Source organism: Sphingomonas sp. P3_C6 (assembly GCF_056402595.1).
Genome location: NZ_JBFUHB010000001.1, coordinates 96844 through 123317, shown reverse-complemented (window position 1 = coordinate 123317; position 26474 = coordinate 96844). Strand labels below are relative to the sequence as shown.

The window sequence follows — 26474 nt, the reverse complement described above, 5'->3', positions numbered from 1 at the left end:
ACGCCGCCCGCGAACCGGTCATCTGATCAAGAGCCCGCGGCGCCGCAGCGCGTCAGATCCGCTCCACCATGTTCACCGCATCGGCCGCGCGCAGCGCCGCGATCAGGCGCGTCAGGTGATGCAGGTCGTGCACCTCCACATCGATCGTGTTTGTGTGGAATCCGGTGTCGCGGTTGTCGAGCCGCATGTTGACGATATTGGCCTTTTGCGCACCGATGATCGTCGCGATCACGCCAAGCGCGCCGGGCTCGTTCTTCACCTCGACGGAGATGCGCGCGGTGGCGCCATCGGTCTTGTCGCCCCAGGCGATGTCGACCCAGTCGGCATCGTCGCTTTCGGCCAGGCGCGGGCAGTTGATCACATGGACCTCGATCCCTTCGTTCGGCCGGCGCAGGCCGACGATCCGGTCGCCCGGCACCGGATGGCAGCATTCGGCCAGGTCGAAGGCGACGCCCGGGGTCAGCCCCTTGATCGAGATGGCGCTTGTCTGGATCGGCGCCTTGCGCGCGGTGGCGGTGCCGCCCGATCCGGGCATCAGCGCCTCCATCACCTCGGCATCGGTGATACGCCGGCGCGCGATGGCTTCCATCAGGCTCGCCTCGTCGGCCAGCTTCAGCCGCTTCAGCGCCGCCTTGATCGCATCGCCGCCCAGCGGGGCGGGCAGATGCAGCACGATCTCGTCATAGATTTTCCGCCCGAGCGCCTGGGTCTCTTCGCGCTCCTTGTGGCGCAGGTGACGGCGGATCGCTGCGCGCGCCTTGCCGGTGATGGCGAAGCTCAGCCAGTTGGCCTGCGGCTCCTGCGCCTTGGATCGCAGGATCTGCACCTGGTCGCCATTCTCGATGCTCGTCTTCAGCGGCACGACGCGGCCGTTGATCTTCGCGCCCACCGCCTGGTCGCCCAGGTCGGTATGCACGGCATAGGCGAAGTCGATCGGCGTCGCGCCCTTGGGCAACTGGTGCAGTTCGCCCTTGGGGGTGAAGGCGAAGATCCGGTCCTGATACATCGCCATGCGCGTATGCTCGAGCAGCTCTTCCGGGCTCTCGGCATTGTCGAGGATCTCGACCAGGTCGCGGATCCAGCTCACCTGGGTTTCGGGGCGGACCTTGTCCTGCTTGTACGCCCAGTGCGCGGCAAGGCCCAGTTCGGCCTCCTCGTGCATCTCCTCGGTGCGGATCTGCACCTCGACCCGGGTGTTGTCGGCATGGATCACGCTGGTGTGGAGCGACCGGTATCCGTTGCGCTTGGGCGTCGAGATATAATCCTTGAACCGCCCCGGCACCATCGGCCAGCGCCGGTGGATCACTCCCAGCGCCTGGTAGCAGGCCTCCTCGGTCGGCACGATCGCACGGAACGCCATGATGTCGGACAGCTGCTCGAAGCTGATGTGCCGCTCGGCCATCTTCTTCCAGATCGAATAGGGATGCTTCTCACGGCCGGAAATTTCGGCCTCGATGCCGTGGCGCGACAGCAGCAGCTTCAGTCCCGATCCGATCTTGGCGATCCGGTCCCCGCCGCCCTCCTTCAGCTGGAGCAGGCGCTTGTTGATCGAATCATAGGCCTCGGGCTCGAGCTCCTTGAAGGCGAGCGTCTGCATCTCCTTCATGAACTCGTACATGCCGATCCGCTCGGCGAGCGGGGCATAGATATCCATCGTCTCGCGCGCGATGCGGCGGCGCTTCTCGGGCTTGGGGATGTAATGCAGCGTCCGCATATTGTGCAGCCGGTCCGCCAGCTTGACCAGCAGCACGCGGATATCGTCCGACATGGCGAGCAGGAATTTGCGCAGATTCTCCGCGGCGCGCTCATTCTCGGTCTGCGCTTCGATCTTGGACAGCTTGGTCACGCCATCGACCAGCCGCGCGACGGCGGGGCCGAACAGCTTCTCGATCTCCTCGATCGTCGCGACGGTGTCTTCCACCGTATCGTGCAGAATCGCGGTGGCGATCGTCTCGTCGTCGAGATGAAGCTCGGTCAGGATGCCGGCCACCTCGATCGGGTGACTGAAATAGGGGTCGCCGGAGGCCCGTTTCTGGGTGCCATGGGCATTGACCGAAAAGACATAGGCGCGGTTCAGCAGCGCCTCGTCGGCTTGCGGGTCGTAATCGAGGACCCGGTCTACAAGTTCATATTGGCGCAGCACGCCTTAAGATGGGGCCGCGAACTGCTGCTTTGCAACAAACTTCTCAACAAAACGGCGCCGGCTCGCTCCCCCGCAGGATATACTGGACGGGAGGCCGGTAGGGGGATCGGGCAGGCGCCCCGATCCAGGAAGTTTGATAAGAAACTGGCCGCGGCAATATGATTGCCGCGGCCAAGGGGATATCATTTCGCGCGCGCGTTGCACTTGGCGAGTGTGTCGGCGTCGAACGCCGTGCCGCCTGCGGTGAATTCGGTCAGGGCGCCGGCGCGCTGCACGATCATCTGGCACACAATGTTGTCGCGGGCGCTGGTCTTGTTGGCGGTGAAGGCCGTGTCACGCCACTTCCACAGCACGTTGCTGGTGATGAAGCTGGTCTTGGTGGGCTGCGCCGTCGGCGTGGCGGTGTAATAGCCGCCCGGGCCCTGTGCGCCGGCCGCGGCGGGGGAGAGCATCGTCACGGAGCCGACAAGGGCAGCGACAGCCAGGGGAAGAAAGCGGGTCATTGTTTGTCCTCCTTGAAAACACGTGAATTCAGTTGCGAATGGCCACCTAGTGCATTAGGTCTTAAGTTGCAACTGAAAACTTATATGGCATTTCCATGACGGGCGATTTGCGATACGCTCCCGTCGTTCGAGAGGACTGAGATGGGCGGTAAAATCCGTGAACTACTGAGTGAATGCAGCCTGCCCGCCGCGCTCGAGGCGATGGGCGAGCGGTGGAGCTTCATGATCCTGCGGGCCGCCTTCAACGGTCTTTATCATTTCGAGGAGTTCCAGTCGGAACTCGGCATCGCGCGCAACATCCTGGCCAACCGGCTCGCCCGGCTGGTCGAGCACGGCATCCTGACCCGCGAGGCAATGCCCGAGGACCGGCGCAAGATCGAATACCGCCTGACCGAGAAGGGCGCGGCGCTCCTGCCGACGATGATCGCGCTACGCCAATGGGGCGAGCGTTGGGAGACGGGGATGCCCGCCACCCCGGTGCTGGTCGACGCGCGCGACAAGCGCCCGATCGGGCCGATCGAGGTTCGCGCCTGGGACGGACGCGTGCTGACCAAGCATGACCTGCTCTGGGCACTGGCCGAGGACGTCGTGCACGAACCCGAGATGCGCGCCGCGGAATAGCCTGGGACATGCCTGGCGAGGTGGTGCAACACCCACCCGTTCGCCCTGAGCCTGTCGAAGGGTTGTTCTTCTAGCCTTGGAAAGAAGAACAGGGCTTCGACAAGGTCAGCCCGAATGGGGGAGGGGTTGATCCCTATTCAGTCGGCAGCGTTTCGAGAAACGCGCGGATCGGTGAATCGATCGGCACTGGCTTCCCGGTCGGCAGGTGGACGTTGACGATCACCATGTCGATCACGGTGTGCAACTCCCCGGTCGCCGCGTGGCACAGCTCGAAGCGCTGGGTCATGCTCGAATTGCCGATCCGCTCGATCCGCACATAGGCATGGAGCGTATCGCCGAACACAAAGGGTTTCAGATAGTCGATCTCGGTGCGGCGGACATGGAACTCCGTCTCGGTCCAGGTCGGGCCGAGCGCCGCGCCGATGCCGGTCCAGTTCCAGAATTCGGTCGCCGCGACATCGGCATATTCGAGATAGCGGGAATTGAAGACCACCTTCTGCCCGTCGATCTCGGCATAGCGGACCTTGAGACTGGTGGAGAAGGCGAAGCCGGGACGGGTCATGCCGCGGCGATGGCCTGCGCCGCCGCCGCCGTCAATGCGCGCTCAGGCCGCGAACTCGATCCGGTTGCGTCCGCCGGCCTTGGCGGCATAGAGCGCCGTGTCGGCGGCGCGGAACGCCTCGTCCATGCTGGTGCCCACGCTCAGCCCCCCGATTCCCATGCTGGCGGTGATGCGCAGCGCTGGCTCTACGCCCGGCACCGGCCGTTCCGCGAGTGTCCGGCACAGCCGCTCGCACACCACGCCCGCCTCGGTGACCGACAACCCGGCAAGCAGGATGGCGAACTCCTCGCCGCCGATCCGTCCCACCGCATCGCCTGGCCGGAGATTCTCACGTAACAGGTCGGCCAGCATCAGCAGGGCGGCGTCGCCGGCGGCATGGCCGTGCGTATCGTTGACCTTCTTGAAATGGTCGAGGTCGAGCAGCGCCAGGGTCGATGGCCGGTCGGGGCGCAACTGGTGCAGCGTGTCCTTCACCTGCCGGCGAAAGGCGCCGCGGTTGAGCAGGCCGGTCAGTGGATCGGTATTGGCGGCGCGCAGCAACTCGTCCTCGCGCATCTTTCGCCCGTCGAGATCGCGGATCACGCTGAACACCGCGGTGATCCGGCCGGATGTGTCGCGGACCGATCGCATGTTGGATTCGAACCAAGCGACGTCGCCCGTCGCCTTGGTCGCGCGATATTCGACCGTGAACACCCGCTCGGGCGCGCCGAGCGCCTCGACATGCACCGCGCTGACCTTCTCGCGGTCCTCCGGATGGACCAGGATCGCCGCGTTCAGCCCGATGATATCAGCCGGCTCGAAATAGCCGAGCTCGCGCACCGCAGGCGAGATGAAGCGGATCGTGCCGTCAGGCTCCAGCGTCATCATGATGTCGGTCGCGTTCTCCGCCATCAGCCGGTAGCGGGTCTCGTTCTCGCGCAGCTCTGCCAGCAGCCGGTCGCGCTGCACCAGCGTGGCGGCAACCGGCAGCACCGTCACGAACAGCACCACCATGTAGAACTGGAAGAACTGAAGCCGCCCGGCCTGGTCGACATGCATCAGCGCCATCGGCCCATGACCGTTGGTTGTCAGGATGCCGCCGATCACCGCGACGATCAGGATGCCGGCCGCGGCGCCGAATCGCTGGAACGTGAAGGTGCCGACCAGCAGCGGCACGATCGGCAGGAACAGCAGCGGCAGGCCGTTCTGGTAAAAGACCAGGAAGGTGACGGCGATCAGCAGCGCGACCGCCCCAACCGCCTTCAGGCTGCCGCCCCGTGCGTGGAACAGGGGCCAGTCCACGTCCCGGCGCGTCATCTGCATCGTCAGCGGAGCCGCGATGATGTTGCCGATGCCGTGCCCGACGATCCAGTCGAACAGCGCCGGCAGGAAGCCGATCGGCAGCAGCAAGCTCGCCATCCAGGCGCCGAACAGCCCACTGGTCGTCGGCGCGAGAATCCCCGCCGCCAGCACGAACCGCGCGATCGAACGGGAATCGTCGAGCTGGCTCCGGTCGACGCCCCAGCGCCTGAGAAGCAAAGCGGCCAGCGCGCCCTCGCCGACATTGACCAGGGCGAAAGGTGGTGCCGCGCCCGGGATCGGGGAGAAGCACAGGGACGCGCTCCAGGTCCCGATGATCGCGGCGGTAAGGATCGGCGCCCAGCGTCGCATCGGCGTGATGCACAGCACTGCGATCAGTGGGGCATTGGCCAGCCACAACAGCGCGATCCCGCCGCTGAGGCGCGTGAGCAGGATCGCGCCCGATGCAAGGGCGTAATAGCTCAGCCCGATCCCGATGATGGCAGCCGGCGAAGGCGCGGTGGAGGAGGCGCGACCCATCCCCCGGCAGTAGGATCAAAGCCTTAAGCGCTGGTTAGGGAATCGCGCCGCCTTCACTCGACTGGTCGCGTGTCGCCGGATCGTCGGTGCGGTGTCCCCACCGCACCAGCGACCAGGCACGCTCATGGAAATAGAAGAGCGTGATCTTGGTGAACACTTCGGTCCCCGCGATCGCTCCCGCCATCTTCGCGCTGCCGCTGAAGATCAGGCTCAGCACGAAGGTGTCGATACTGCCGACGGTGCGCCAGGACACCGCCTTGACGAAGGATCGCGGGTGGCTTTCGACACCACGAAGCAGGAACATGCGGGGTCAGCCGGTGCGGGCCGGCGTGTTCACACCCATGCTCTGCAGATAGCGCTTCACGTTACGCGCCGCCTGGCGCAGCCGCTGCTCGTTCTCGACCATGGCGATACGCACATAGCCTTCGCCATTCTCGCCATAGCCGACACCCGGCGCGACCGCGACCTTGGCATGGGTGAGCAACTGCTTGGAGAATTCCAGGCTGCCGAGATGCGCGAGCGCCGGCGGCAGCGGCGCCCAGGCGAACATCGATGCGCGGGGTGCCGGAATGTCCCAGCCTGCACGGCCGAAGCTTTCGATCAGCACGTCGCGGCGGCGCTGATAGAGCTGGCGGTTCTGCTCGACAATGTCCTGCGGCCCGTTGATCGCGGCGACTGCGGCTGCCTGGATCGGGGTGAACGCGCCATAATCGAGATAGGATTTCACCCGCGTCAGCGCCGAGATGAGCTGCTGGTTGCCGACCGCGAAGCCGATCCGCCAGCCAGCCATCGAATAGGTCTTGCTGAGCGAGGTGAACTCGACCGCGACGTCCTTGGCGCCCGGCACCTGCAGGATCGAAGGCGTCGGGTTGCCGTCATAATAAAGCTCGGAATAAGCGAGATCGGACAGCACCCAGAGCTTGTGCTCCTTCGCGAACGCGACGACGCGCTCGTAAAAGGCCAGGTCGACCACCTCGGCCGTGGGGTTCGACGGATAGCCCATGACGAGCACGCTCGGCCGCGGCACGGTGAAGGCCATGGCGCGCTCGAGCGCCTCGAAATAATGCTCGTCGGGCGTGGTCGGCACACTCCGGATCGTGGCACCTGCGATGATGAAGCCGAAGGTGTGGATCGGATAGCTCGGGTTCGGCGCGAGCACGACGTCACCCGGGGCGGTGATGGCCTGGGCAAGGTTGGCGAGGCCTTCCTTGGAGCCGAGCGTCACCACCACTTCGCTGTCGGGATTGAGCTCGACGCCGAAACGGCGCTTGTAATATCCTGCCTGCGCCTTGCGCAGACCGGCAATGCCCTTGGACGCGGAATAGCCGTGCGCGTCGGGCTTGCGCGCCACTTCGCACAATTTGTCGATGACATGCGGCGGCGGCGGCAGGTCCGGATTGCCCATGCCCAGGTCGATGATGTCCTCGCCCGCCGCACGCGCTTCCGCTCGCATCGCGTTCACTTCGGCGATGACATAGGGCGGCAGGCGTTTGATGCGGTAAAAATCGTCGGACATGGCTTCTTCCGGTTGGAGGAAATCAACCATTAGTTGATTCTGGCGCGCTCGGGAATGACGGAGATGCTTTGGTGCGCTAGGGGGTTTCCTATTCCGTCCAGGAGGATCCCATGGCCGAATCCGACGCTCCAGAAATGCCGATTCCCAGCCTTGAGGAACTCCAGCACTGGACCTGGGTGATGGGTCGCGCGCAGCAGATGATGCTCGAAAGCGGCCTCTCCACCACGGCTGCCGAGCAGCGCGATCTCGGCCTGCCGGTGATCCCCGGCCTCAACGATCCGGCGACGATCCAGCGCGCCGAGGCGTTCTGGACCGACAGCCTGAACCTCTGGCAGCGCTTCCTCGACCCCAAGGCACCGGCGGCCGACGACGGCAGGCACGCTCGCGACAAGCGCTTCGCCGCCCCGCAATGGCGGGAGAACCCGCTGTTCGACTGGATCCGCCAGAGCTATTTCCTGATCTCGGACCATATGCTCGCCAATATCGACGCGATGGCGGGCGTGGACGACCGGCAGAAGGAACAGCTCCGCTTCGCCGCCAAGGGTTTCCTCGAAGCGATGAGCCCGAGCAATTTTCCCGCGACCAACCCGGTGGTGCTGGAAAAGACGATCGAGACGGGCGGCGAGAACCTGCTGAAGGGCCTGCAGAACATGCTGGCCGATATCGCCAAGGGCCAGCTCACCCACACCGATCCCAACGCCTTCGAGCTTGGCCGCAACCTCGCGACCACGCCGGGCAAGGTGGTGAAGCGCACGCCGCTTTACGAGCTGATTCAATATACGCCGACGACCGATAAGGTCCTTGCCGTGCCGCTGGTGATCTTCCCGCCCTGGATCAACCGTTTCTACATCCTCGACCTCACGCCGGAGAAGAGCTTCATCCGCTGGGCGGTCGACCAGGGCATCACCGTCTTCATGGTCTCGTGGAAATCGGCCGACGCCGGCATGGCCGATGTGGTGTGGGACGATTATGTCGAGGCGCAGATCGATGCGATCGATACGGTCCGCGAGGGGCTGGAGGTCGATTCGGTTCACACCATCGGCTATTGCGTTGCCGGCACCACGCTCGCCGCGACGCTGGCGGTGATGGCAGCGCGCGGCGTGGCCGACAGGGTGAAGAGCGCGACCTTCTTCACCGCGCAGGTCGATTTCGCCCGTGCCGGCGAACTGCTCAACTTCGTCGATGACGAGCAGTTGAAGACGATCGCCACTCTCTCGCCCGAAGGGTTCCTCGACGGCCGCTATCTCGCGCTGACGTTCAATCTGCTGCGCGGCCGCGATCTGATCTGGAACTACGTCACCAACAATTATCTGCTCGGCCAGGATTATGCGCCGTTCGACCTGCTCCACTGGAATGGCGACACCACCAACCTCCCGGCCAAATGGCACATGAGCTATCTGACCGATCTCTATCGGGACAATCTGCTGGTGAAGCCGGGCATGCTCTCCGTCGGCGGCACGCCGATCGACCTGACCAGGGTCAAGACACCCTCCTATATCCAGGCCGGCCGCGAGGATCATATCGCCCCGGCCGAGAGCGTGTGGAACATCACCCATATCTTCACTGGCCCCGTGAAGTTCGTGCTGGCCGGCTCGGGCCATATCGCCGGCGTGGTGAACCCGCCGGCGCTCGGCAAATATCAGTATTGGCTCAATCCGGAACCGGCCGGGACGCTCGCGGAGTTCGTCGCGGGCGCGACCGAGACCAAGGGCAGCTGGTGGCCCGACTGGATCGGCTGGCTGCGCGACCAGGACGATTCCACCGTGCCTGCCAAGGGCGCACGTACCCCGGGCAAGGGCTCGCTCAAGGCAATCGAGGACGCTCCAGGAAGCTATGTGAGAACACGCTAAATTGCTCCGAAAGAGCTATTTATTTCCACCATTACGGTTATGTTGCGATGCAACAAAATCCCTTGCAGAACGTGCCCGCACGACTATATTGCAGTGCAGCAAGTAATGTGAGGAGGCCGTATGGCCAGCAAGGGTCCCAAGCCCGGAACACCGGTCAAGGCAGCGGCAACGCCGAAGCCCGAGGCTGCAGTTCCCAAGGCCGCAGCAGCTGTGCCCGCCAAGGCAGTCGCGGCTCCAAAGACCGTGGCGAAAACCGCCACCAAGCCAGTCGCCGCTCCGGTTGCCCCCAAGGCAGTCGTGGCGCCGGCCCCCGTCGCGGCAAAGCCGGTTCCGCCGGTCGCCGCGAAAGTCGAGCTTCCCGCGCCCGTCGCCCCGGTGCCCGTCGCCATGGTCGAACAGGTGATTGAAAAGGCAGCCGACACCGCAGTGAAGACCACCGAACCAATCGTTGAAGCAATCAAGCCGGCCATCGTCGAAGCGCCGGTCGCCCTCATCCAGAAGGAAGTGAAGACCATGGAAGCCAATCTGAAGAATGCCGCCGAAAAGGCGCAGACCCTGTTCGCCGAAGCCAATGAGCGCGCCAAGGCCGCCGTCGAGAAGGGCACCAAGCTGTTCGAGGAAGCCAATGAATTCTCGAAGGGCAACATCGAAGCCATCGTCGAGTCCGGCAAKATCGCAGCCAAGGGCTTCGAATCGTTCGGCCAGGACGCTGCCGAGTACAGCCGTAAGCAGTTCGAAGGCGCGACCGCCGCGCTGAAGAGCCTGTCGACCGTCAAGTCGCCGACCGACTTCTTCAAGCTGCACAGCGATTATGTGCGCTCGTCGTTCGACTCGATCGTCGCGCAGACCTCCAAGAACACCGAAGCGATGATGAAGCTCGCCGGCGAGGTCGCACAGCCGATCTCCAACCGCGTCGCGCTCGCCGCCGAGAAGGTGAAGATCGCCGCGTAATTTCGCGAACGATCGTCGAGAAAAGGAAAGGGCGGTCCTCAGGGGCCGCCCTTTTCGTTTATCTGGACCACATTCAGGGTTGATCGCGCACTACCCCTTGCCCTTGGGCTGCGGCTTGCCATATTTTCGCTTCTCATGATCGATCAGCTAATCCCCACGGCAATGGCCGAACGCCGCGACGGCGAAGGTGGTGATGACGATGGCACCGGCCTCGGCATCGCGACCCGCACCCGCGCGCGCACCAAGCAGCCGACGCCGTACCGGGTGCTGCTGCTCAACGACGATTACACGCCGATGGAATTCGTCGTGCTGGTGCTCCAGCGTTTCTTCCGCATGGATATGGAGGCGGCGACGCGCGTGATGCTCCACGTCCATCAAAAGGGCGTCGGTGTGTGCGGCGTGTTCAGCTACGAAGTGGCGGAAACCAAGGTCGCCCAGGTGATCGAGTTCGCCCGGCAGAACCAGCACCCCCTGCAATGCACGCTGGAAAAGGCGTGATCCTTTAATCCTCCCCGGTCCGGGGAGGGGGACCGCCCGCCTTCTTCAGGCGGGTGGTGGAGGGGGGCTCCCCAGGCGTACCGTCTGTGGAAGCCCGCTCCACCAGCTCCGCTGTTTCCCCTCTCCGCGCCCGGAGAAACAAAAACTCACCGCGCAGCCGGCAGCCACCCCAGGTCCAGCCCGGCATAACGATCCACGAAATTCGCGGCCCGCTGCAAAGCGCGCTCGTCGGTCAGCGTTACCCGGCCACCTTCGCGGGCGATGATGCCTTCCTCTTCCAGCTGCCGCAGCATGCGATTGACATGGACCGCGGTCAGCCCGGTCGCGTCCCCGATCTCCTCCTGGGTCAGGCCGAGCGTGAAGGTTGCGTTGGTCGCCTTGTCGAGCATGCGCATGCGATTGCGCATTTCGAGCAGGATGCCGGCGACACGAGCCTTGGCCGATGTGCGGCCCAGCGCCGCCAGCCGGTCGGTCAGCGCCGCGCGTTCGATCTGGTTGTAGACCATGATCAGCGCGGCGAGGCGCGGATGGTCGCCGATCAGCTTGCTCACCGCGGTGCGCTCGAACGGGCAGACGACCGCATCGGTCAGCGCGGTGATCGTCTCCGGCGCCTCGCTGTAAACCAGAGAGGATACTCCCATCATGTCGCCGGGGAACAGGAATCGCAGAATCTGGCGGCTGCCGTCATCGAGCAGCACTGAACTCATCATCGTGCCGCTACGCAGGATGAACACCTCGCTGCACCGGTCGTTCTCGCGTTGCAGGGTGGCGCCACGACGCAGATGGCGCTCGCGTTCCTCAAGCTGTTCGAGGGCGCGGTGCTCGCCAGTCGTCAGCGCGACCATGTCGCTCAATCTTTCAGCGAAGCAACTACCCGGCACGAACACGTCCCCCCAACCCCGGTAAGCCAGAGCATCGCAGGAGAATCAGTGCATTAAAGTCGATCAAGCGTTGTAACCATGGCGTCAACAACTTGTGCTTCTCGAAGGGGCCACTTGCGCGGGGACGCGCAGACGATAGAAGCCGCCAATGGACCGTATCCTCATCCGCGGCGGCAACCGTCTTTCGGGCCGTCTCCCCATCTCGGGCGCCAAGAACGCCGCGCTCACCCTCATGCCCTGCGCGCTCCTCACCGAGGAGCCGGTGACGCTGAGGAACCTGCCGCGCCTGGCCGATGTGGACAGCTTCGGGCACCTGCTTAACCAGCTCGGTTGCTCGACCCAGATCGAGGGCGCACGGCCCGAGGATTTCGGCCGGGTGATGACGATCCGGGCCGGCAAGCTGACCGCGACCGAGGCGCCTTACGATATCGTGCGTAAGATGCGCGCGTCGATCCTGGTGCTCGGCCCGCTGATCGGCCGCGCCGGCGAGGCGACGGTGTCCCTGCCCGGCGGCTGCGCCATCGGCAACCGGCCGATCGACCTTCATCTCAAGGCGATGGAAGCGCTCGGCGCGGAAATCGAACTCGCCGCGGGCTATGTGAAGGCGACAGCGCCGGGCGGACGCCTGCCCGGTGGTCGTGTTACCTTCCCGATCGTGTCGGTCGGCGCGACCGAGAATGCGGTGATGGCGGCGGTGACTGCCAGGGGTGGCTCGGTCATCGAAAATGCGGCGCGCGAACCGGAAATCGTCGATCTCTGCAATATGCTCGTCGCGATGGGCGCGTCGATTTCGGGCATCGGTACCGAGACGCTGGAGATCGAGGGACGCGACCGGTTGCACGGCGCGACCTATGCCGTGATGCCGGACCGGATCGAGGCGGGCAGCTATGCCTGTGCCGCCGCGATCACCGGGGGTGCGCTCGAACTGGTCGGCGTGGCGATGGACGATATGCGCGCGACCGTCGCGGCGCTGGTCGAAGCAGGCGTCACGGTCGAGGAACGCGGCAACAGTCTGTTCGTCGAGGCGACCGGCCGGCTCGGCCCGCTGACCCTGTCGACCGCGCCTTTCCCGGGCTTCGCCACCGACATGCAGGCGCAGTTCATGGCCATGCTTGCCCTGGCTGACGGCGCCAGCGTGCTGACCGAGACGATCTTCGAGAATCGCTACATGCACGTGCCCGAACTCGCGCGCATGGGCGCCGACATCCAGGTGCGCGGCCGCACCGCCGTGGTACGCGGCGTCGACAAGCTGGTTGGTGCGCCGGTGATGGCGACCGACCTGCGCGCCTCGATGAGCCTGATCCTCGCCGGCCTCGCCGCCGAGGGCGAAACCCAGGTCCAGCGCGTCTATCACCTCGATCGCGGTTACGAGCGGTTGGAGGAGAAACTGAGCGCGGTGGGTGCGGATATCGAACGCGTCAGCGATGGCTGAGGCCGGCGACTAGGATTCGCGGCCACTGTCCGTTGGTCGAACAAGGTCGGCATGAACTATTCTACGGGGTTGTCTTGGCCCACCAGCCCTCGGCTCGCGGTGTCCACCAGGCCGCGGCAGCCACGATGCGCTCGCCGTAATCGGGCCAGTCGGGGCAGACCAACGGCAGGCCGGTATCCTCGATCAGCCGGTTGATCCCACCTCGATCCAGCGACGTCGGTATGCCGCCATGCGCGCGGCAGGCCAGCCGCCACAGTTCCATTTCCTGTCCCCAGAAATAGAAGCTTGCCGCCTCGATATTGTCCTGCATGCGGTGAACATCGGCCCATTTCTGGGGCTCGACGAACTTGGCCCAGATATCGGCCTGCACGCTGTCCACCGGGGCGTCGGGGCGCCATTCGAGCGCATCGGCCTGCACGACGCGGATCTTCGCCCGCGCCTCTGCTGGCAACTGGCTGAAAATGCCCAGCCCATCGATCAGGGCGATCACGTCGGGATCGCGCTCGACCACGGTAACGCGCTCGACGGCCGGCTTGAGCGCGACGTTGGCCGCGCACCAGCCCATGCCGAGCCCCAGCACCACCGTGTGGCCCCGCGCGGCGGCGATGCCGATCTCCTGGCTCTCGACCTCCATCGGCACGATCGACATCCAGCTTGCCTGGCCGTCCTCGACAGGTCCTCTCAGGATGACGGTGCCCGCCATGCCATACATATCACCCCAATAGCCGCGCGCCGCCGGCATTGCGATGATCCGTATCGACCAGGGGCCCCAGCTGCCCTGGGCATAATGCGGGAACCACAGGTCGCTCGTGAATTCGCCGAACAGGGAGCGCGGGTCGATGCCCTGGCTGCCTGAAATCATCTGCGTCCCTCCCGTGTCCATGCCGGACGCTGACCAGCTTTTCGGCGAAGTTCAAGGGCGGTGGCCCCATGCCAAATCTTCCTCGCCAGCGACGGGCCACCTGCTATCGTGATGGTTCGGCCGGCCATGTGGGGATGACGTTTGACCGAACGCAAGATTCAGATCGTGATCGTCGGCGGGGGGGCGGGCGGGCTCGAGCTCGCGCGCAGGCTCGGCGCGAAATATGGCCGCAAACACCACGACATCATCCTGGTCGAACGCAACCGCACCCATATCTGGAAACCGCTGCTGCACGAGGTCGCGGCTGGATCGCTCGACGCGAATCTCGACGAGGTCGGCTATCGCAGCCATTGCTATCGGTGGGGCTATCGCTTCTTCCTCGGCACGCTGGAGAGCGTCGACAGGGACAAGCGCGAGGTGTGGGTTGCGCCCCTGCTCGACGAGGATGGCAGCGAGCTGATCGGCCGCCATGCGATCCGCTACGACTATCTCGTGCTCGCGGTCGGCTCGGTCACCAATGATTTCGGCACACCGGGCGTTCGCGAGAATTGCATGGTGCTCGACGACCGCGCCCAGGCCGACCGGTTCCGCAACCGCCTGCTCAATCACTGCCTGAGGGTGTCGCGCGCGATGAGCGTCGATCCGTCGTCGGACGAGCATGTCCGCATCGCCGTGGTGGGCGGCGGCGCGACCGGGGTCGAGCTGACCGCCGAGCTGTTCAATTCGGCCGCGGCGCTGCGCTTTTACGGGCTCGAGACCTTCGACGAGAAACGACTTGAGGTGACGCTGATCGAGGCCGGCCCGCGCATCCTGCCCGCGCTCCCGGAAAAACTGGCCGCCGCGGCACAGGGCGAGCTCGAGACGCTCGGCGTGCGCGTGCTGACCAACACGCGGGTCACCAAAGTGACCACCGACGCGATCGTCACCGCGGAGGGCGAACATATCGTCGGCGAATTGCGCGTCTGGGCCGCAGGCGTGAAGGGGGCTGCGACGCTCGACCATATCGGCGGGCTGGAGACCAATCCCAATAACCAGCTGTTGGTGAAGCCGACGCTGCAGACCACGTTGGATGACCGGATCTTCGCCCTTGGCGATTGCTGTTCCTGCCTCGACCCCACGACGGGCCGCCCGGTGCCGCCCCGCGCCCAGGCCGCCCACCAGATGGCGACCACCATCTTCCACAATCTCGTGCGGCTGATGAACGACCGGCCGCTCAAGCCATTCGTCTATCACGACCATGGCTCGCTGGTGTCGATCAGCCGCTTCTCCACGGTCGGCAGCCTGATGGGCAACCTCGTCGGCGGGCGCATGGCGATCGAAGGGCGGCTCGCGCGCTTCGTCTATGTGTCGCTCTACCGCATGCACCTGATCGCGATCCATGGTTGGCTGCGCGGTATCGGGCTGATCGTGATCGGCCGGGTCAATACGATCATCCGGCCGAGGCTGAAGCTGCACTGACTCGTTGGAAGCGCGCGCTATCCCCCACCCCTACCGTCACGCCGGAACAAGTCCGGCATGACGGAATAAGGTGGCTAAATCGAATCCAGCGCCTGCCGGAAGTCGGCGATCAGATCGTCCGCATCCTCCACCCCGATCGAGATGCGCACCAGATTGTCGGTAATCCCCAGCGCCTGCTTCCGCGCATCGGGCACCGAGAGATGCGTCATCGCCGCCGGATGGCTCGCCAGCGTCTCGGTCCCGCCCAGGCTGACCGCCAGCTTGGCGATCTTCAGCGCGTCGAGGAACGCGAAGGCCTCTTTCTCGCCGCCCTTCACGATCAGCGAGAAGGTCGATCCGGCGCCGGTGCAATGGCGGCGATAGATATCGGCCTGGCGCTCCATGCCCGGCGTGCTCTCCAGGAAACCGAGATAGCCGACGCGTTCCACCTTGGGGTGGCTGCGCAGGAATTCGCACACCTTCACCGCATTCTCGCCGGCGCGGCTCATGCGCAGCTCGAGCGTCTCAAGGCTGCGCATCAGCATCCAGGCAGTGTGCGGGTCGCAGATCGTGCCGATTGTGTTGCGCATCAGGCGGATGGTGTTGATGTGCTCCTTCGATCCGAGCACGCCGCCCGCGACGAGGTCGCTGTGCCCGCCGGCATATTTGGTCAGCGAATAGACGACGATGTCGGCGCCATGCTCCAGCGGCTTGAGCCAGAGCGGGCCGAGGAAAGTATTGTCGATCGCGATCGGCGGCTTTTCCGCTGCGTTTTTGAAGATCGCGTCGCGGCTGGCGGCGACTGCCTGGATATCGACTAGCGCATTGGTCGGATTGGCCGGGCTTTCGAGATAGATCAGCGCAACACGGCCGCTTGCGGCCTTGCTCAGCACCGCATCGATCTCCTCGCGGGTCGCGCCCGCCGGGAAGTCGAGCCAGTGAACCCCGAAGCGGCCAAGGATGCGCGCGATCAGCGTCTCGGTCGCGGCGTAGAGCGGGCCCGAATGGACGATCGTGTCGCCCGGCCTGACCATCGACAGGAACAGGGTGGCGATCGCCGACATGCCCGAGGAAAAGGCGAGCGCATCCTCGGCGTCTTCCCAGATGCCCAGCCGGTCTTCGAGGATTTCCTGGTTCGGGCCGTTGAAGCGCGAATAGACCAGGCCCTCGGCACCGCCCGGGCGTTTGCCGGTCACGCCCTCGAAATGGCGCTTGCCTGCCGCCGCATTGGGAAAGACGAAGGTCGAGGTGAGGAAGATCGGCGGCTTCAGCGACCCTTCCGACAGCATCGGATCATAGCCATGGCCCATCATCAGGGTTGACGGCTTCAGCTTGCGGTCGCCGATCTTCTCGACTGACGGCTTGGGCTTGGTGCGCGGCGCGACGCCGGTCAGATCGGCTTCGTCTTCGTTCTTGATCGCCATGATGATATCCCGTCGAGAGGCTGTTGCGGGCGTTCTACCGCGCGATAGTCGCATTTGATACCGGTTTGAGCGGGAACGCGATCCCGCTCGTTCCCATGACGTAACCAGCCTCGTTCAGGGTCGTTCCGTGCCGGCACCTCTAAAAGGGGGCAGCGCCGGTTTGAATCGAATGGCGGTGGTTGCAGCCATGGCTGTCGGGAATGTCATGAGGGTCGATGACATTCCAGTTGAGGTGAACCTGTCCAAAGATCATTACATAACAACAAGATAGAGAGGAACTGAAAAGGCCGGTGCCCGTCACCCCCCGGATTCACGCGCTATCGCGCGGCGAGGGTTGCGACAATCAGGGGGAAGGGCGGGCCTTTCCCGAACAGGCGCTGCAGGATAGAGCCGCAGGATGGCGGTTCGCGACGCACTCCAGAACATCGACCGGAGATCCCTGCTGATCGGCGGCGGCGTCGGGCTGGGACTGTTCGTCGCTTGGGGGGTATGGCCACGCGACTATGCGCCCAATCTGACCGCGGCGACGGGTGAGACGATCTTCGATGCCTGGCTGAAGATCGGCGTCGACGGGCATGTCGCCGTCGCCGTGCCGCAGGCCGAACATGGCCAGGGCGTCTATACCACCTTGCCGCAGATCCTCGCCGACGAGCTTGGCGCCGACTGGCGGACCGTGGCGGTGGAGCCTGCGCCGCTCAACCCGCTCTATGCCAATCCCATGGCCGCCGACGTGCTGTTCGAAGGCGTGTTCGACACGCTGCCGGCACCGCTCCGGTCGGGGCATGCATCGCGCACCGCGCTGGTGCTGACGGGCGGATCGACGTCGATCCGCGCCTTCGAGGCCGACCTGCGCAGCGCGGGGGCAGCGGCGCGGGTGCTGCTGTGCAAGGCAGCGGCGGAACGCTGGAAGGTCGACTGGCAGGCCTGCGGTACCGCCGGCGGCTTCGTCATCCATGGCAGCGACAGGCTGCGGTTCGGCGAGCTGGCGGCGGAGGCGGTTGGCGGATCGCTGCCCAACCCGCTGCCGCTGCGCAGCGGCGACTCCAATCGCCTGCTCGGCCAGTCGCTGCCCCGGCTCGATGTGCCGTCCAAGGTCGACGGATCGGCCAATTTCGCCGGCGATGTCCGCCTGCCGGACATGGTGTTCGCGGCGATTCGCCAGGGGCCGGTTGGCGATTCGAAGCTGATCAGCGTCGATCGCGCCGCTGCCGACCGGATTCGAGGGGTGCTGTCGGTCGCGACCAACGATCAATGGGTCGCGGCGATCGGCAACAACTGGTGGGCGGCGAATCAGGCGCTGGCGGCGATGCGCCCCCGCTTCGAGACGCGCGGCGCCATCATCAGTTCGAGCAGCATCGACGAGGCATTGACCGCCGCGCTCGACGGCCCGGGCGAGCGCATGGCGGCGGAGGGCGATCTGTCGGCCGCGTTCAAGGGAGCGCGGCTGGTCACCGCCGAATATCGTGCCGGCCTCGCAGTCCACGCCGCGCTGGAGACGATGACCGCCACCGCGCATTATTCGGGCGGACGGCTGCAACTATGGCTGCCGACCCAGGCGCCTGGCCTTGCCCGCGCCGCGGCTGCGGCCGTGCTCGGCATCGCCGAGGATAATGTCGTCGTCCATCCGATGCTGATCGGGGGCTCCTTCGGCGCCAATCTCGAACATCTCGCGGCCGAGCAGGCTGCGATCCTGGCGGAAAAGCTCAAGCGTCCGGTCCAGCTCGTCTGGTCGCGCAGCGAGGACATGATGCACGACCGTTATCGCCCGCCCGCCGCGGCGCGGATGTCGGCACGGCTCGGTCCCAATGGACAGATCCTCGGCTGGCTCGCCAAGATCGCAGCGCCGACGACGGGCCGGGAACTGGCCGGGCGGCTGATGGGCACCGACAAGGCGGCACGCGCCGCGCTCACCCTGCCGGGGGTAGGCGATGCCTATGCGGTTGCGGGGGCCAAGCCCTTCTACCGCATGCCGGCTTATGCGATCGACCATCATCCGGCCGAGATCGGCGTGCCGACCGGCCATTGGCGATCCGGCGCGCACAGCTACACGAGCTTCTTCACCGAATGTTTCCTCGACGAGCTGGCGCATGTCGCGGGGACCGAGCCGCTCTCGTTCCGGATCGGCATGCTCGGCGGCGATGCCCGGCTGGCGCGGTGCCTGTCGACCGCCGCGTCGCTCGGTGGCTGGGAGGGCGGTATCCAGGGCAGCGGCCAGGGCATTGCCTGTCACAGCTTTCGCGGCAGCCATATCGCGGTGCTGGCAGAGGCGCATATCGACGAAGGCCAGCGCCCGGTGGTCGACCGGATCGTCGCGGCGGTCGATTGCGGCCGTCAGGTCAATCCCGACGTGGTGCGCCAGCAGATCGAGGGCGGGCTCATCTTCGGCATGGCGGCGGCCCTCGGGGCCTCCACTAGCTTCACCGAGAATGTGGCGGACGCGCGCACCTTCGGCGATATCGATCTGCCGCGCCTGGCCGATACGCCCGACATCACCATCGAGATGATCCGCAGCGAGGCTGACCCCGGCGGCGTGGGCGAACTGGGCGTGCCGCCGATCGCGCCGGCCATTGCCAATGCGCTCCAGGCCTCTACTGGCTTCCGTATGCGCACCCTTCCCCTGGCGCCCGGCGAGTCATGACGCTTCCGGCGGGCCATCCGGCCATCCCGTCGCCCAAGGTGGGCGTCCTGCTGATCAATCTCGGCACGCCCGACGCGCCCGATGCCGGGGCAGTGAAACGCTATCTTGGCGAGTTCCTGTCCGACCGGCGGGTGGTGGAGATATCGCCGCTCCTGTGGCAACCGATATTGCGCGGGATCATCTTGAATACGCGGCCGAAAAAGTCGGCGCATGCCTATGGCCAGGTCTGGCGGGAGGACGGGTCCCCGCTCGCTGCGATCACACGGGCTCAGGCGGTGGCGCTGCAGGGCGCCTTCGGGCCAGGCGTGATGGTCGACTGGGCGATGCGCTACGGCAATCCGGCGATCGGCGCCAAGCTCGCGGCGATGAAGGCGGCGGGATGCGAGCGGATTCTGCTCGCGCCGCTCTACCCGCAATATTGCGCAGCAACGACCGCGACCGCCAATGACAAGGCGTTCGAGACGCTGGCCGGCATGCGCTGGCAACCGGCGATTCGCACCCTGCCGCCCTATCATGACGACCCCGCTTATATCGCGGCGCTGAAGGTTTCGGTCGAGGCGTCGCTGGCCGCGCTGGATTTCGAGCCCCAGGCGATCGTCGCCAGCTTCCACGGCATGCCGCAGCGGACGCTGGAACTGGGCGACCCCTATCATTGTCATTGCCAGAAGACGGGGCGGCTGCTCGGCGAGGCGCTTGGGCGTGAACTGATCGTCGCTTTCCAGTCGCGGTTCGGCCGGGCGAAATGGCTCGAACCGGCGACCGACAGGACGCTTGAGGCATTGCCCGGCAGGGGCGTGGCCAGGGTGGCGATCGTTTCGCCGGGCTTCTCCGCCGACTGTCTCGAGACGCTCGAGGAACTGAACATCCGCGGGCGGGAAAGTTTTCTGGCCGCGGGCGGAACCCATTTCGCCTATCTGCCCTGCCTCAACGACAGCCCGACGGGCATGGAAATGTTGCGCACATTGCTGCAACGGGAGCTTGAAGGCTGGAACCTGCCCGCCTAGCCTGACCCCCGGCACCGAACCCCAGGGAGAGTATTTATGGCACGCGTCGCGATCGTTACCGGCGGAACACGCGGAATCGGCGAGGCGATCAGCCTGGCACTCCAGGATATGGGGATGACCGTCGCGGCGAACTATGCCGGCAATGACGAGCGCGCCCGTGAGTTCACCGAGCGGACCGGCATCGCCGCGTATAAATGGGACGTGGGCGATTACGATGCCTGCCAGGAAGGCTGCGCGAAGGTCGCCGAGGAGCTTGGCCCGGTCGACATCGTCGTCAACAATGCGGGCATCACCCGTGACGGCACGATCCTGAAGATGACCTATCAGATGTGGAAGGAGGTCATGGACACCAATCTCGGCGGTTGCTTCAACATGGCCAAGGCGGTGTTCCCCGGCATGCGCGAGCGCAAATGGGGGCGGATCGTCAATATCGGTTCGATCAACGGCCAGGCCGGCCAGTACGGCCAGGTCAATTATGCTGCCGCGAAATCGGGCATCCATGGCTTCACCAAGGCACTGGCGCAGGAAGGCGCGCGGGCCGGCGTGACGGTCAATGCGATCGCGCCGGGCTATATCGACACCGACATGGTCGCGGCGGTGCCGGCCGACGTGCTGGAGAAGATCGTGGCCAAGATCCCGGTCGGACGGCTCGGCCAGGCACACGAAATCGCCCGCGGCGTCGCGTTCCTGTGCTCGGAAGAGGGCGGGTTCGTGACCGGATCGACGCTGTCGATCAATGGCGGGCAGCATATGTACTGACGGGCGCAGGCGGGACTGCGTCCTGCCGGTGCGCAGCAAGCCGCGCAGCGCCCAGCACGGCCGGCGGGTGGGCCTCGCCCAACCCGGCCGACGGCGGCTTTGCCGCCGGCGCTTTCCCGGAAGAGAAGATTCTTCCCACAACGGATGAGGGCCGGCACCTCGCGGTACCGGCCCTCGCCCTCGTTACACCACGCGAGGGATCTGGTTAGCGGCGGCAGTAGCGCGGATCGTCGGAGCGATCGATCGCGCGACCGGCCAGGGCGCCAGCGCCCGCGCCGAGCACGGTGCCGAGCAGGCGGTCGCCGCGCCCGGCGATGCCGTTGCCGAGCAAGCCGCCGGCGATCGCGCCGACCACCGTGCCGGTGTCGTTGTTGCAGCGGGCACGATAGCCACGGTCGTAACCGCGATAGGCCCGGCGATTGTCATAGCCGCGATAGCCGCGGTCATCGCGATAGCCACGGTCGTAGCCACCATCATAGCGGTCGCCGCGATACTCGCGGTCGTAACGCTGCGCGGCGGCAGGCGTCGCGGGGATCAATGCGGTGGCGCTCATGGCGACCGCCGCAGCGGCGAAAGAAAATTTCTTGAACATGGCGAGCCTCCTCTGGATGCCTTGTCGTTGAACCCTTTATGGCCGAGTCGGTTTGAGCTGGTCCTGAATGGAGTCGTTAGCCGCCGTTCATGATGCGATGGCTGTTGCACAAGCGGGCGGGGTCGATCAGGGCGCTGGCTATGCGCATCCTCCAGTCAGTCCTGCTGCTGCTCTTCCTGACGCCGCCCTGGATGGGGGAGAAGCGCCTGGCGCTGCTGGGACGGGAGCCTGTGTTCGAGGCCAGGCGAATCGCGCTCGACCCGGCGAATCCGGCACTGAACAAGGTCGGGCAACTGACCTGGCTCGGCGGTGTCGAGCTCAGGAGCCCCGATCTGGCCTTTGGCGGATTCTCCGCGATGGCCGTCATGGGCGACCGGTTCACCCTGCTCAGCGATGGCGGCAATATCGTGCGTTTCCGGATGGATTCGCAATGGGCGCTGAGCGCGCGCAGTTTTGCCGAACTGCCCGCCGGCCCGGGCACCGGCTGGCTGAAGCAGGACCGCGACAGCGAATCGCTGACCGCCGACCCGAAGACCGGGAGGCTCTGGGTCGGGTTCGAGCGGGCAAATGCGATCTGGCGTTTCGCCCCGGGCTTCGGTCGCGCCGAGGCGCACGCCGCACCGTCTGCCATGGCCAAATGGCCGACCAATACCGGCGCCGAAGCGATGGCGCGCCTGCCGGACGGCGGATTCGTGGTGATCGGGGAGCGGGAGCCTTGGCCTGGGCGCAAGGGCAGGGCGGCGATTCGATTCTCGGGCGATCCGGCCGAGCAGCCGAACAAGGGATTCCGCTTCAGCTATATTCCACCCGATCATTATGATCCGAGTGACATGGCGGTGCTGCCCGATGGCAGGCTGTTGGTGCTCAACCGTCGATTCGCGGTGCCGTTCGATTTTTCGGCCAAGCTGACGCTGATCGATCCCGCGGCGATTCGGCCGGGTGCGGTCGTGCGGGGGCGCGAGATCGCGACTCTGGCCAAACCGCTGGTCCACGACAATTTCGAAGGGGTGGCGATAACGCGTGAAGGCGCGGCGACGATCGTGTGGATCGTGTCCGACGACAATCAGCTGTTCCTGCAGCGCAGCCTGTTGCTGAAGTTCAGGCTCGAGCCAGACGCGCGCCCCGATTCGGGGGCGAAACGGCGTTGAAACGCAACCAGCCCGCTTCCCCGGAGGGAAGCAGGCCGGTGTCTTTCGACGTAAGCCGAAAAGGTTAGGCGGCCACCGCGACGGCGCCGAGCTTCTTGCGGACGTCGCGCTTCAGGCGGCGTGCACGAAGCGACAGCTTGTCGTCCGAGGTCTTGACGAGCCAGTTGTCGAGGCCGCCGACATGTTCGACCGAACGCAGGCCGTGCGTCGAAACGCGCAGCTTGACGCTGGTGCCCAGCGCTTCCGACATCAGCGTGACGTTCTGCAGATTCGGCAGAAAGGTACGCTTGGTCTTGTTGTTGGCGTGGGAGACGTTGTTTCCCACCAGCCGGCCCTTGCCGGTCAGCTCGCAAATGCGCGACATGAGTCGTGTTCCTGAGTTTCGGCCAGACCGAGCTGGCTGGTCCCGTAAAGGCGGCGCGGATAGCCGTAACGGGACAGTGCGTCAACCGATTCAGCCTTATTCCATGCAACCTAGTGGCTCGCCGTAGGTTAATTACGGTAACGATTCGATTACCTCGATTGGAGAATGCCCATGCGCGCACTGCTAGCCCTGGTTGGAATCGCCGCTGTCGTCGTCGCCATAATGGTGGCGCTCGGCCTGTTGAGCTTCAAGGCGACCCCCGGCTCATTACCGACGGTCAGTGTGAATGGCGGTAGCGCGCCCTCGGTCGATGCCAATATGGCGACCGTGAGCGTCGGCACCGTCAACAAGACGATCGATGTGCCGACCGTCACCACCACCGAAAAGACCATCACCGTGCCGACGGTGAGCATGTCGAAGCCGGGGGAACCCACCGGCAACACCGCGCAGTAAAACCGCACAGTAGACGTCGCAGCACGCCGCCCGGGCTGGCCCGGGCGGCGATGCTCGGGCAAGAGTGGCGGATGTTCCCCATTCCAGCCCCGATGCGTGCCGCGCTAGATGCTGCCGCCCAGGCCGCAGCGGCGGGAGAAGTGCCTGTCGGTGCGGTCGTGGTGCTCGACGGGAAGATTCTGGCGGTCGCCGCCAATGCGCCGCGCGCCCTTCACGATCCGACCGCCCATGCCGAGATGCTGGCGATTCGCGCCGCAGCCGAATCGATCGGTGGCGACCGGCTGTCCGATTGCGATCTGTGGGTGACGCTCGAACCTTGCGCGATGTGCGCCGGGGCCATCGCCCATGCCCGAATCGCCCGGCTCTATTACGGGGCGAGCGACCCCAAGGGCGGCGCGGTCGAGCATGGCCCACGGCTGTTCGCGCAGCCGACGGTGCATCACCGGCCGGAGGTGTATCCGGGAATTGGTGAAGGGGAGGCGGGGGCGCTGCTCAGGGATTTTTTCGCGGCGAGACGGTGACGATTGCGCCGATAATCACCGTCACCGTTGGCACACGTACTTTAACTCGCTCCCCGGCGAAGAGTACCGGGTCGGATCGTCCCCCGGACGATCCTTGAACATGCGGGGCATGTTCAACCCGGAACTGGGCCCAGTTGGGGGACGCTGGTAACCTGGCGCACCGCTTCACAACGACAGCCTTCCCAACTGGGCCCCGGCCTTCGCCGGGGAACAGGTACATGTCGGAAGGGTATAATTACCGAACCAGCCCGGCATGACGGTTAGGGACTGGGCGGTTCTCGCACGTCCCACTCCTGCCGAACTTACCGAATGTCGCTTTCCGGGATCGGCACGATCTTGATCTCCACCCGGCGATTCGCCGCGCGGCCCTGTTCGGTATCGTTCGAGGCGATTGGCTGCATCTCGCCAAAACCGCGAATGCCGATTCGCGCCGAGCGTACGCCGCGCGATTCGAGATAATCGGCGACCGAGCCGGCACGGCGTTCCGACAGGTCCTGGTTATACGCGTCGCTGCCGGTCGAATCGGTATGGCCGTAGATATCGACATAGGTCCGGTCGTACTGGCCGAGCACCTGTCCGACCTGGTCGAGCGTGCGGCGGAACTGCGGTTCGACCGCGGCGCTGTTATAGGCGAAGTTGATGCCCGACGGGATGTTCAGGATCAGGTCGTCGCCCTGGCGGATGACCTGGACGTCGGTGCCCGCGGTGCGCGCGCGCATCTCGCGTTCCTGCTTGTCCATATAGGCGCCGATACCCGCACCCGCGATGCCGCCGATGCCGGCACCGATGATCTTTTCGGTACGGTCGTTTCGCCCGCCGACGATGTCCCCGAGCAGATAGCCGCCCAAAGCGCCGCCGATGCCGCCGATCGCTGCCTTGGACACGCGACGCTCTCCGGTGACGGGATCGGTGGTGCAGGCGCTGGTCGTGACCAGCGCCGCAAGGGCTCCGACGGCGACCAGCCTGTTCGACAGTTTCATGACCTGATCTCCCCTTTCGCGGCGCGCCGGCACGCCGCCCAACCCCTGTTCAACACGCCTCGCCGCCGGCTTGTTCCGCCTGCGATTCGAACTTTGCGCAGCAGAGGCGGTTGTGCAGGCGCTAGAAACCGGTCAAAGACTTGACGCGCGCCATGGCACCGCTTCCCCCCTTCCCCTGGATCGACGTCGCGATCATCTTCGCGCTGATCGTGCTGAACGGCGTTTTCGCCATGTCGGAGCTGGCGATCGTCTCGTCGCGCAAGGCACGGCTGGAGGCGATGGCACGGGCGAAGAAGCGCGGCGCCAGCACCGCGCTGACGCTGGCGGCCGACCCCGGCAAGTTCCTGTCGACCACCCAGATCGGCATCACGCTGATCGGCATTCTGGCCGGCGCCTATTCGGGCGCCAGCCTGGGCGGGCCGGTCGCGGCGCGGCTGACGTTTCTCGGCCTGTCGGATCAGGTTGCGCAGACGATCGGCTTCGGCATCGTCATCGCCATCACCACCTATGCGTCGCTCGTCATCGGGGAACTGGTGCCGAAGCAGATCGCGCTGCGCGCGCCCGAACCGATCGCTGCGATGATGGCCGGCCCGCTGCTCGCGCTCGCCTGGGGCACCGCTCCCGTCGTCTGGCTGCTCGATTCGTCGAGCGGCGCGCTGTTCCGCCTGATGGGGCTGAAGCGCGAGACCGAGGATCATGTGACGGCGGAGGAGCTTCACCTGATCGTCGCCGAGGCGAGCAAGTCCGGCGTGATCGAGGAGCATGAGCGCTCGATCATCTCGGGTGTGGTGCGCCTGGCCGACCGGCCGGTGCGTGAGGTGATGACGCCACGCACCGATGTCGAGTGGATCGATGCCACGCTGGACGATGCCGGCATCCGCGCTGCCCTGATGGCGGCTTCGCACAGCCGCCTGCCCGTCGCCGACGGATCGGTCGATTCGGTGATCGGGGTGGTCCAGGCCCGCGACATCGCCGTGGCATTGTTCAGGGGCGAGCCGCTCGACCTCAAGGTGCTGATGCGCCAGGCGCCGGTGGTGATCGACCAGATCGACGCGATGGATGCGCTCGATGCGCTGCGCCAGGCCGAGGTGCCGATGGCGCTGATCCATGACGAATATGGTCATTTCGAAGGCATCGTGACTCCGGCCGACCTGCTCGCGGCGATCGCGGGAGAGTTCGCGTCGGATGCGGACCCGGACGACGCGCCCTCGGTGGTCGAGCGAGAGGACGGATCGCTGCTGGTCGCCGGCCAGATGGCCGCCGATGCGCTGGCCGAACGGCTCGGCATCGATCTGCCCGAGGACCGCGACTATGCGACGGTCGCCGGGCTTGCGCTCGCGGTGTTCCGCCACCTGCCGGGCGAAGGCGAGAGCTTTGTCGAGCAGGGCTGGAAGTTCGAGGTGGTCGATCTCGACGGGCGACGGATCGACAAGCTGCTGGTGAGCGAGGCCAGGAAGAAGCGCTAGAATGGAGCGTGCCTTTGTCGCGAACGTCTCACGACGCGGCCGAAGGTCCGT

General features: G+C 65.6%; 25 protein-coding genes. 13 read left to right on the top strand and 12 right to left on the bottom strand.

The features are described 5' to 3' along the window. Window positions 1-52 precede the first annotated feature (52 nt). Window positions 53-2143 carry a RelA/SpoT family protein gene (locus tag AC1DT7_RS00525; protein ID WP_478033495.1) on the bottom strand — a complete coding sequence of 697 codons (2091 nt, stop codon included), beginning with the start codon at window positions 2141-2143 and terminating at the stop codon, window positions 53-55. Window positions 2144-2325: 182 nt separating this feature from the next. Then, window positions 2326-2646 carry a CC_3452 family protein gene (locus AC1DT7_RS00520; protein WP_478033494.1) on the bottom strand — a complete coding sequence of 107 codons (321 nt, stop codon included), beginning with the start codon at window positions 2644-2646 and terminating at the stop codon, window positions 2326-2328. A 141-nt stretch (window positions 2647-2787) separates the two neighbouring features. Here AC1DT7_RS00520 and AC1DT7_RS00515 point away from each other — a divergent pair, with 141 nt between their 5' ends. Continuing rightward, complete coding sequence (locus AC1DT7_RS00515) at window positions 2788-3267, top strand: winged helix-turn-helix transcriptional regulator (protein ID WP_478033493.1); 480 nt, start codon at window positions 2788-2790, stop codon at window positions 3265-3267. A gap of 133 nt (window positions 3268-3400) precedes the next feature. Here the strand turns inward: AC1DT7_RS00515 and AC1DT7_RS00510 are convergent, their stop codons facing one another. From AC1DT7_RS00510 to AC1DT7_RS00495, 4 genes are read right to left on the bottom strand one after another with little or no spacing between them, the layout of a single operon-like run. After that, window positions 3401-3829, bottom strand: coding sequence for an acyl-CoA thioesterase (locus AC1DT7_RS00510; RefSeq protein ID WP_478033492.1), 429 nt, complete (start codon window positions 3827-3829; stop codon window positions 3401-3403). Between the two features lie 42 nt (window positions 3830-3871). Then, complete coding sequence (locus AC1DT7_RS00505) at window positions 3872-5647, bottom strand: sensor domain-containing diguanylate cyclase (RefSeq protein ID WP_478033491.1); 1776 nt, start codon at window positions 5645-5647, stop codon at window positions 3872-3874. Between the two features lie 34 nt (window positions 5648-5681). Beyond that, window positions 5682-5951, bottom strand: coding sequence for a DUF2061 domain-containing protein (locus tag AC1DT7_RS00500; RefSeq protein ID WP_478033490.1), 270 nt, complete (start codon window positions 5949-5951; stop codon window positions 5682-5684). 6 nt (window positions 5952-5957) lie between these two features. After that, complete coding sequence (locus AC1DT7_RS00495) at window positions 5958-7163, bottom strand: LL-diaminopimelate aminotransferase (RefSeq protein WP_478033489.1); 1206 nt, start codon at window positions 7161-7163, stop codon at window positions 5958-5960. A gap of 110 nt (window positions 7164-7273) precedes the next feature. Between AC1DT7_RS00495 and AC1DT7_RS00490 the strand changes: the two genes are divergently transcribed. The 3 genes from AC1DT7_RS00490 to clpS all read left to right on the top strand — a co-directional run bounded on the left by AC1DT7_RS00490 (window position 7274) and on the right by clpS (window position 10462). Next, a complete protein-coding gene (locus AC1DT7_RS00490; protein ID WP_478033488.1) occupies window positions 7274-9013 on the top strand; it encodes a PHA/PHB synthase family protein in 1740 nt (579 codons plus the stop codon). Window positions 9014-9133: 120 nt separating this feature from the next. Then, complete coding sequence (locus tag AC1DT7_RS00485; protein WP_478033487.1) at window positions 9134-9964, top strand: phasin family protein; 831 nt, start codon at window positions 9134-9136, stop codon at window positions 9962-9964. 162 nt (window positions 9965-10126) lie between these two features. Beyond that, the gene (clpS, locus tag AC1DT7_RS00480) at window positions 10127-10462 is read left to right on the top strand and encodes an ATP-dependent Clp protease adapter ClpS (RefSeq protein WP_478034227.1); all 336 of its coding nucleotides are present in this window, start codon (window positions 10127-10129) and stop codon (window positions 10460-10462) included. Window positions 10463-10608: 146 nt separating this feature from the next. Here the strand turns inward: clpS and AC1DT7_RS00475 are convergent, their stop codons facing one another. Then, on the bottom strand, window positions 10609-11307 hold the full coding sequence (locus AC1DT7_RS00475; RefSeq protein ID WP_478033485.1) for a Crp/Fnr family transcriptional regulator: 699 nt from the start codon (window positions 11305-11307) through the stop codon (window positions 10609-10611). Between the two features lie 184 nt (window positions 11308-11491). Here AC1DT7_RS00475 and murA point away from each other — a divergent pair, with 184 nt between their 5' ends. Further along, entirely contained in the window at window positions 11492-12775 is a 1284-nt protein-coding gene (gene murA / locus AC1DT7_RS00470; RefSeq protein WP_478033483.1) for a UDP-N-acetylglucosamine 1-carboxyvinyltransferase, read from the top strand. A 61-nt stretch (window positions 12776-12836) separates the two neighbouring features. Here murA and AC1DT7_RS00465 read toward each other — a convergent pair whose 3' ends face one another. Next, window positions 12837-13637: a hypothetical protein gene (locus tag AC1DT7_RS00465; protein ID WP_478033481.1), complete on the bottom strand. Its 801-nt coding sequence runs from the start codon at window positions 13635-13637 to the stop codon at window positions 12837-12839. A 141-nt stretch (window positions 13638-13778) separates the two neighbouring features. Here AC1DT7_RS00465 and AC1DT7_RS00460 point away from each other — a divergent pair, with 141 nt between their 5' ends. After that, window positions 13779-15095: an NAD(P)/FAD-dependent oxidoreductase gene (locus tag AC1DT7_RS00460; RefSeq protein ID WP_478033480.1), complete on the top strand. Its 1317-nt coding sequence runs from the start codon at window positions 13779-13781 to the stop codon at window positions 15093-15095. A 74-nt stretch (window positions 15096-15169) separates the two neighbouring features. Here the strand turns inward: AC1DT7_RS00460 and AC1DT7_RS00455 are convergent, their stop codons facing one another. Continuing rightward, window positions 15170-16498, bottom strand: a complete 1329-nt coding sequence (locus AC1DT7_RS00455) for a cystathionine gamma-synthase family protein (protein WP_478033478.1) — start codon at window positions 16496-16498, stop codon at window positions 15170-15172. A gap of 397 nt (window positions 16499-16895) precedes the next feature. Between AC1DT7_RS00455 and AC1DT7_RS00450 the strand changes: the two genes are divergently transcribed. From AC1DT7_RS00450 to phbB, 3 genes are read left to right on the top strand one after another with little or no spacing between them, the layout of a single operon-like run. After that, window positions 16896-19136, top strand: coding sequence for a xanthine dehydrogenase family protein molybdopterin-binding subunit (locus AC1DT7_RS00450; RefSeq protein WP_478033477.1), 2241 nt, complete (start codon window positions 16896-16898; stop codon window positions 19134-19136). Further along, window positions 19133-20140 carry a ferrochelatase gene (gene hemH, locus AC1DT7_RS00445; protein ID WP_478033476.1) on the top strand — a complete coding sequence of 336 codons (1008 nt, stop codon included), beginning with the start codon at window positions 19133-19135 and terminating at the stop codon, window positions 20138-20140. Before AC1DT7_RS00450 ends, hemH begins: the two co-directional genes overlap by 4 nt. A gap of 36 nt (window positions 20141-20176) precedes the next feature. Beyond that, complete coding sequence (phbB, locus tag AC1DT7_RS00440) at window positions 20177-20899, top strand: acetoacetyl-CoA reductase (RefSeq protein WP_478033475.1); 723 nt, start codon at window positions 20177-20179, stop codon at window positions 20897-20899. Window positions 20900-21104: 205 nt separating this feature from the next. Here the strand turns inward: phbB and AC1DT7_RS00435 are convergent, their stop codons facing one another. Further along, on the bottom strand, window positions 21105-21491 hold the full coding sequence (locus AC1DT7_RS00435; RefSeq protein ID WP_478033473.1) for a glycine zipper 2TM domain-containing protein: 387 nt from the start codon (window positions 21489-21491) through the stop codon (window positions 21105-21107). A 140-nt stretch (window positions 21492-21631) separates the two neighbouring features. Between AC1DT7_RS00435 and AC1DT7_RS00430 the strand changes: the two genes are divergently transcribed. Next, window positions 21632-22639, top strand: a complete 1008-nt coding sequence (locus tag AC1DT7_RS00430; protein WP_478033471.1) for an esterase-like activity of phytase family protein — start codon at window positions 21632-21634, stop codon at window positions 22637-22639. A 64-nt stretch (window positions 22640-22703) separates the two neighbouring features. Here AC1DT7_RS00430 and rpmB read toward each other — a convergent pair whose 3' ends face one another. Beyond that, window positions 22704-23003, bottom strand: a complete 300-nt coding sequence (gene rpmB, locus AC1DT7_RS00425) for a 50S ribosomal protein L28 (RefSeq protein WP_478033469.1) — start codon at window positions 23001-23003, stop codon at window positions 22704-22706. 171 nt (window positions 23004-23174) lie between these two features. On the opposite strand from rpmB, the gene AC1DT7_RS00420 reads away from it, so the two are divergent. Both AC1DT7_RS00420 and AC1DT7_RS00415 read left to right on the top strand, forming a co-directional pair. Further along, a complete protein-coding gene (locus tag AC1DT7_RS00420; RefSeq protein ID WP_478033468.1) occupies window positions 23175-23456 on the top strand; it encodes a hypothetical protein in 282 nt (93 codons plus the stop codon). Window positions 23457-23548: 92 nt separating this feature from the next. After that, complete coding sequence (locus AC1DT7_RS00415) at window positions 23549-23977, top strand: nucleoside deaminase (RefSeq protein WP_478034226.1); 429 nt, start codon at window positions 23549-23551, stop codon at window positions 23975-23977. Window positions 23978-24279: 302 nt separating this feature from the next. On the opposite strand, the gene AC1DT7_RS00410 is transcribed toward AC1DT7_RS00415, so the two are convergent. Next, on the bottom strand, window positions 24280-24957 hold the full coding sequence (locus tag AC1DT7_RS00410) for a YiaD family glycine zipper/OmpA-like lipoprotein (RefSeq protein WP_478033466.1): 678 nt from the start codon (window positions 24955-24957) through the stop codon (window positions 24280-24282). Window positions 24958-25109: 152 nt separating this feature from the next. Here AC1DT7_RS00410 and AC1DT7_RS00405 point away from each other — a divergent pair, with 152 nt between their 5' ends. Next, complete coding sequence (locus AC1DT7_RS00405; RefSeq protein ID WP_478033465.1) at window positions 25110-26423, top strand: hemolysin family protein; 1314 nt, start codon at window positions 25110-25112, stop codon at window positions 26421-26423. The last annotated feature ends 51 nt before the right edge of the window (window positions 26424-26474 follow it).

Bases quoted from the DNA above. Each gene is read 5' to 3' on its own strand.
- clpS (WP_478034227.1), top strand. From the start codon at position 10,127: ATGGCCGAACGCCGCGACGGCGAAGGTGGTGATGACGATGGCACCGGC.
- AC1DT7_RS00510 (WP_478033492.1), bottom strand. From the start codon at position 3,829: ATGACCCGTCCCGGCTTCGCCTTCTCCACCAGTCTCAAGGTCCGCTAT.
- AC1DT7_RS00490 (WP_478033488.1), top strand. From the start codon at position 7,274: ATGGCCGAATCCGACGCTCCAGAAATGCCGATTCCCAGCCTTGAGGAA.
- AC1DT7_RS00520 (WP_478033494.1), bottom strand. From the start codon at position 2,646: ATGACCCGCTTTCTTCCCCTGGCTGTCGCTGCCCTTGTCGGCTCCGTG.
- AC1DT7_RS00465 (WP_478033481.1), bottom strand. From the start codon at position 13,637: ATGATTTCAGGCAGCCAGGGCATCGACCCGCGCTCCCTGTTCGGCGAA.
- hemH (WP_478033476.1), top strand. From the start codon at position 19,133: ATGACGCTTCCGGCGGGCCATCCGGCCATCCCGTCGCCCAAGGTGGGC.
- AC1DT7_RS00455 (WP_478033478.1), bottom strand. From the start codon at position 16,498: ATGGCGATCAAGAACGAAGACGAAGCCGATCTGACCGGCGTCGCGCCG.
- AC1DT7_RS00495 (WP_478033489.1), bottom strand. From the start codon at position 7,163: ATGTCCGACGATTTTTACCGCATCAAACGCCTGCCGCCCTATGTCATC.
- AC1DT7_RS00435 (WP_478033473.1), bottom strand. From the start codon at position 21,491: ATGTTCAAGAAATTTTCTTTCGCCGCTGCGGCGGTCGCCATGAGCGCC.
- AC1DT7_RS00515 (WP_478033493.1), top strand. From the start codon at position 2,788: ATGGGCGGTAAAATCCGTGAACTACTGAGTGAATGCAGCCTGCCCGCC.
- AC1DT7_RS00475 (WP_478033485.1), bottom strand. From the start codon at position 11,307: ATGGTCGCGCTGACGACTGGCGAGCACCGCGCCCTCGAACAGCTTGAG.
- AC1DT7_RS00405 (WP_478033465.1), top strand. From the start codon at position 25,110: ATGGCACCGCTTCCCCCCTTCCCCTGGATCGACGTCGCGATCATCTTC.
- rpmB (WP_478033469.1), bottom strand. From the start codon at position 23,003: ATGTCGCGCATTTGCGAGCTGACCGGCAAGGGCCGGCTGGTGGGAAAC.
- AC1DT7_RS00500 (WP_478033490.1), bottom strand. From the start codon at position 5,951: ATGTTCCTGCTTCGTGGTGTCGAAAGCCACCCGCGATCCTTCGTCAAG.
- AC1DT7_RS00420 (WP_478033468.1), top strand. From the start codon at position 23,175: ATGCGCGCACTGCTAGCCCTGGTTGGAATCGCCGCTGTCGTCGTCGCC.
- phbB (WP_478033475.1), top strand. From the start codon at position 20,177: ATGGCACGCGTCGCGATCGTTACCGGCGGAACACGCGGAATCGGCGAG.
- AC1DT7_RS00430 (WP_478033471.1), top strand. From the start codon at position 21,632: ATGCGCATCCTCCAGTCAGTCCTGCTGCTGCTCTTCCTGACGCCGCCC.
- murA (WP_478033483.1), top strand. From the start codon at position 11,492: ATGGACCGTATCCTCATCCGCGGCGGCAACCGTCTTTCGGGCCGTCTC.
- AC1DT7_RS00415 (WP_478034226.1), top strand. From the start codon at position 23,549: ATGCGTGCCGCGCTAGATGCTGCCGCCCAGGCCGCAGCGGCGGGAGAA.
- AC1DT7_RS00450 (WP_478033477.1), top strand. From the start codon at position 16,896: ATGGCGGTTCGCGACGCACTCCAGAACATCGACCGGAGATCCCTGCTG.
- AC1DT7_RS00505 (WP_478033491.1), bottom strand. From the start codon at position 5,647: ATGGGTCGCGCCTCCTCCACCGCGCCTTCGCCGGCTGCCATCATCGGG.
- AC1DT7_RS00410 (WP_478033466.1), bottom strand. From the start codon at position 24,957: ATGAAACTGTCGAACAGGCTGGTCGCCGTCGGAGCCCTTGCGGCGCTG.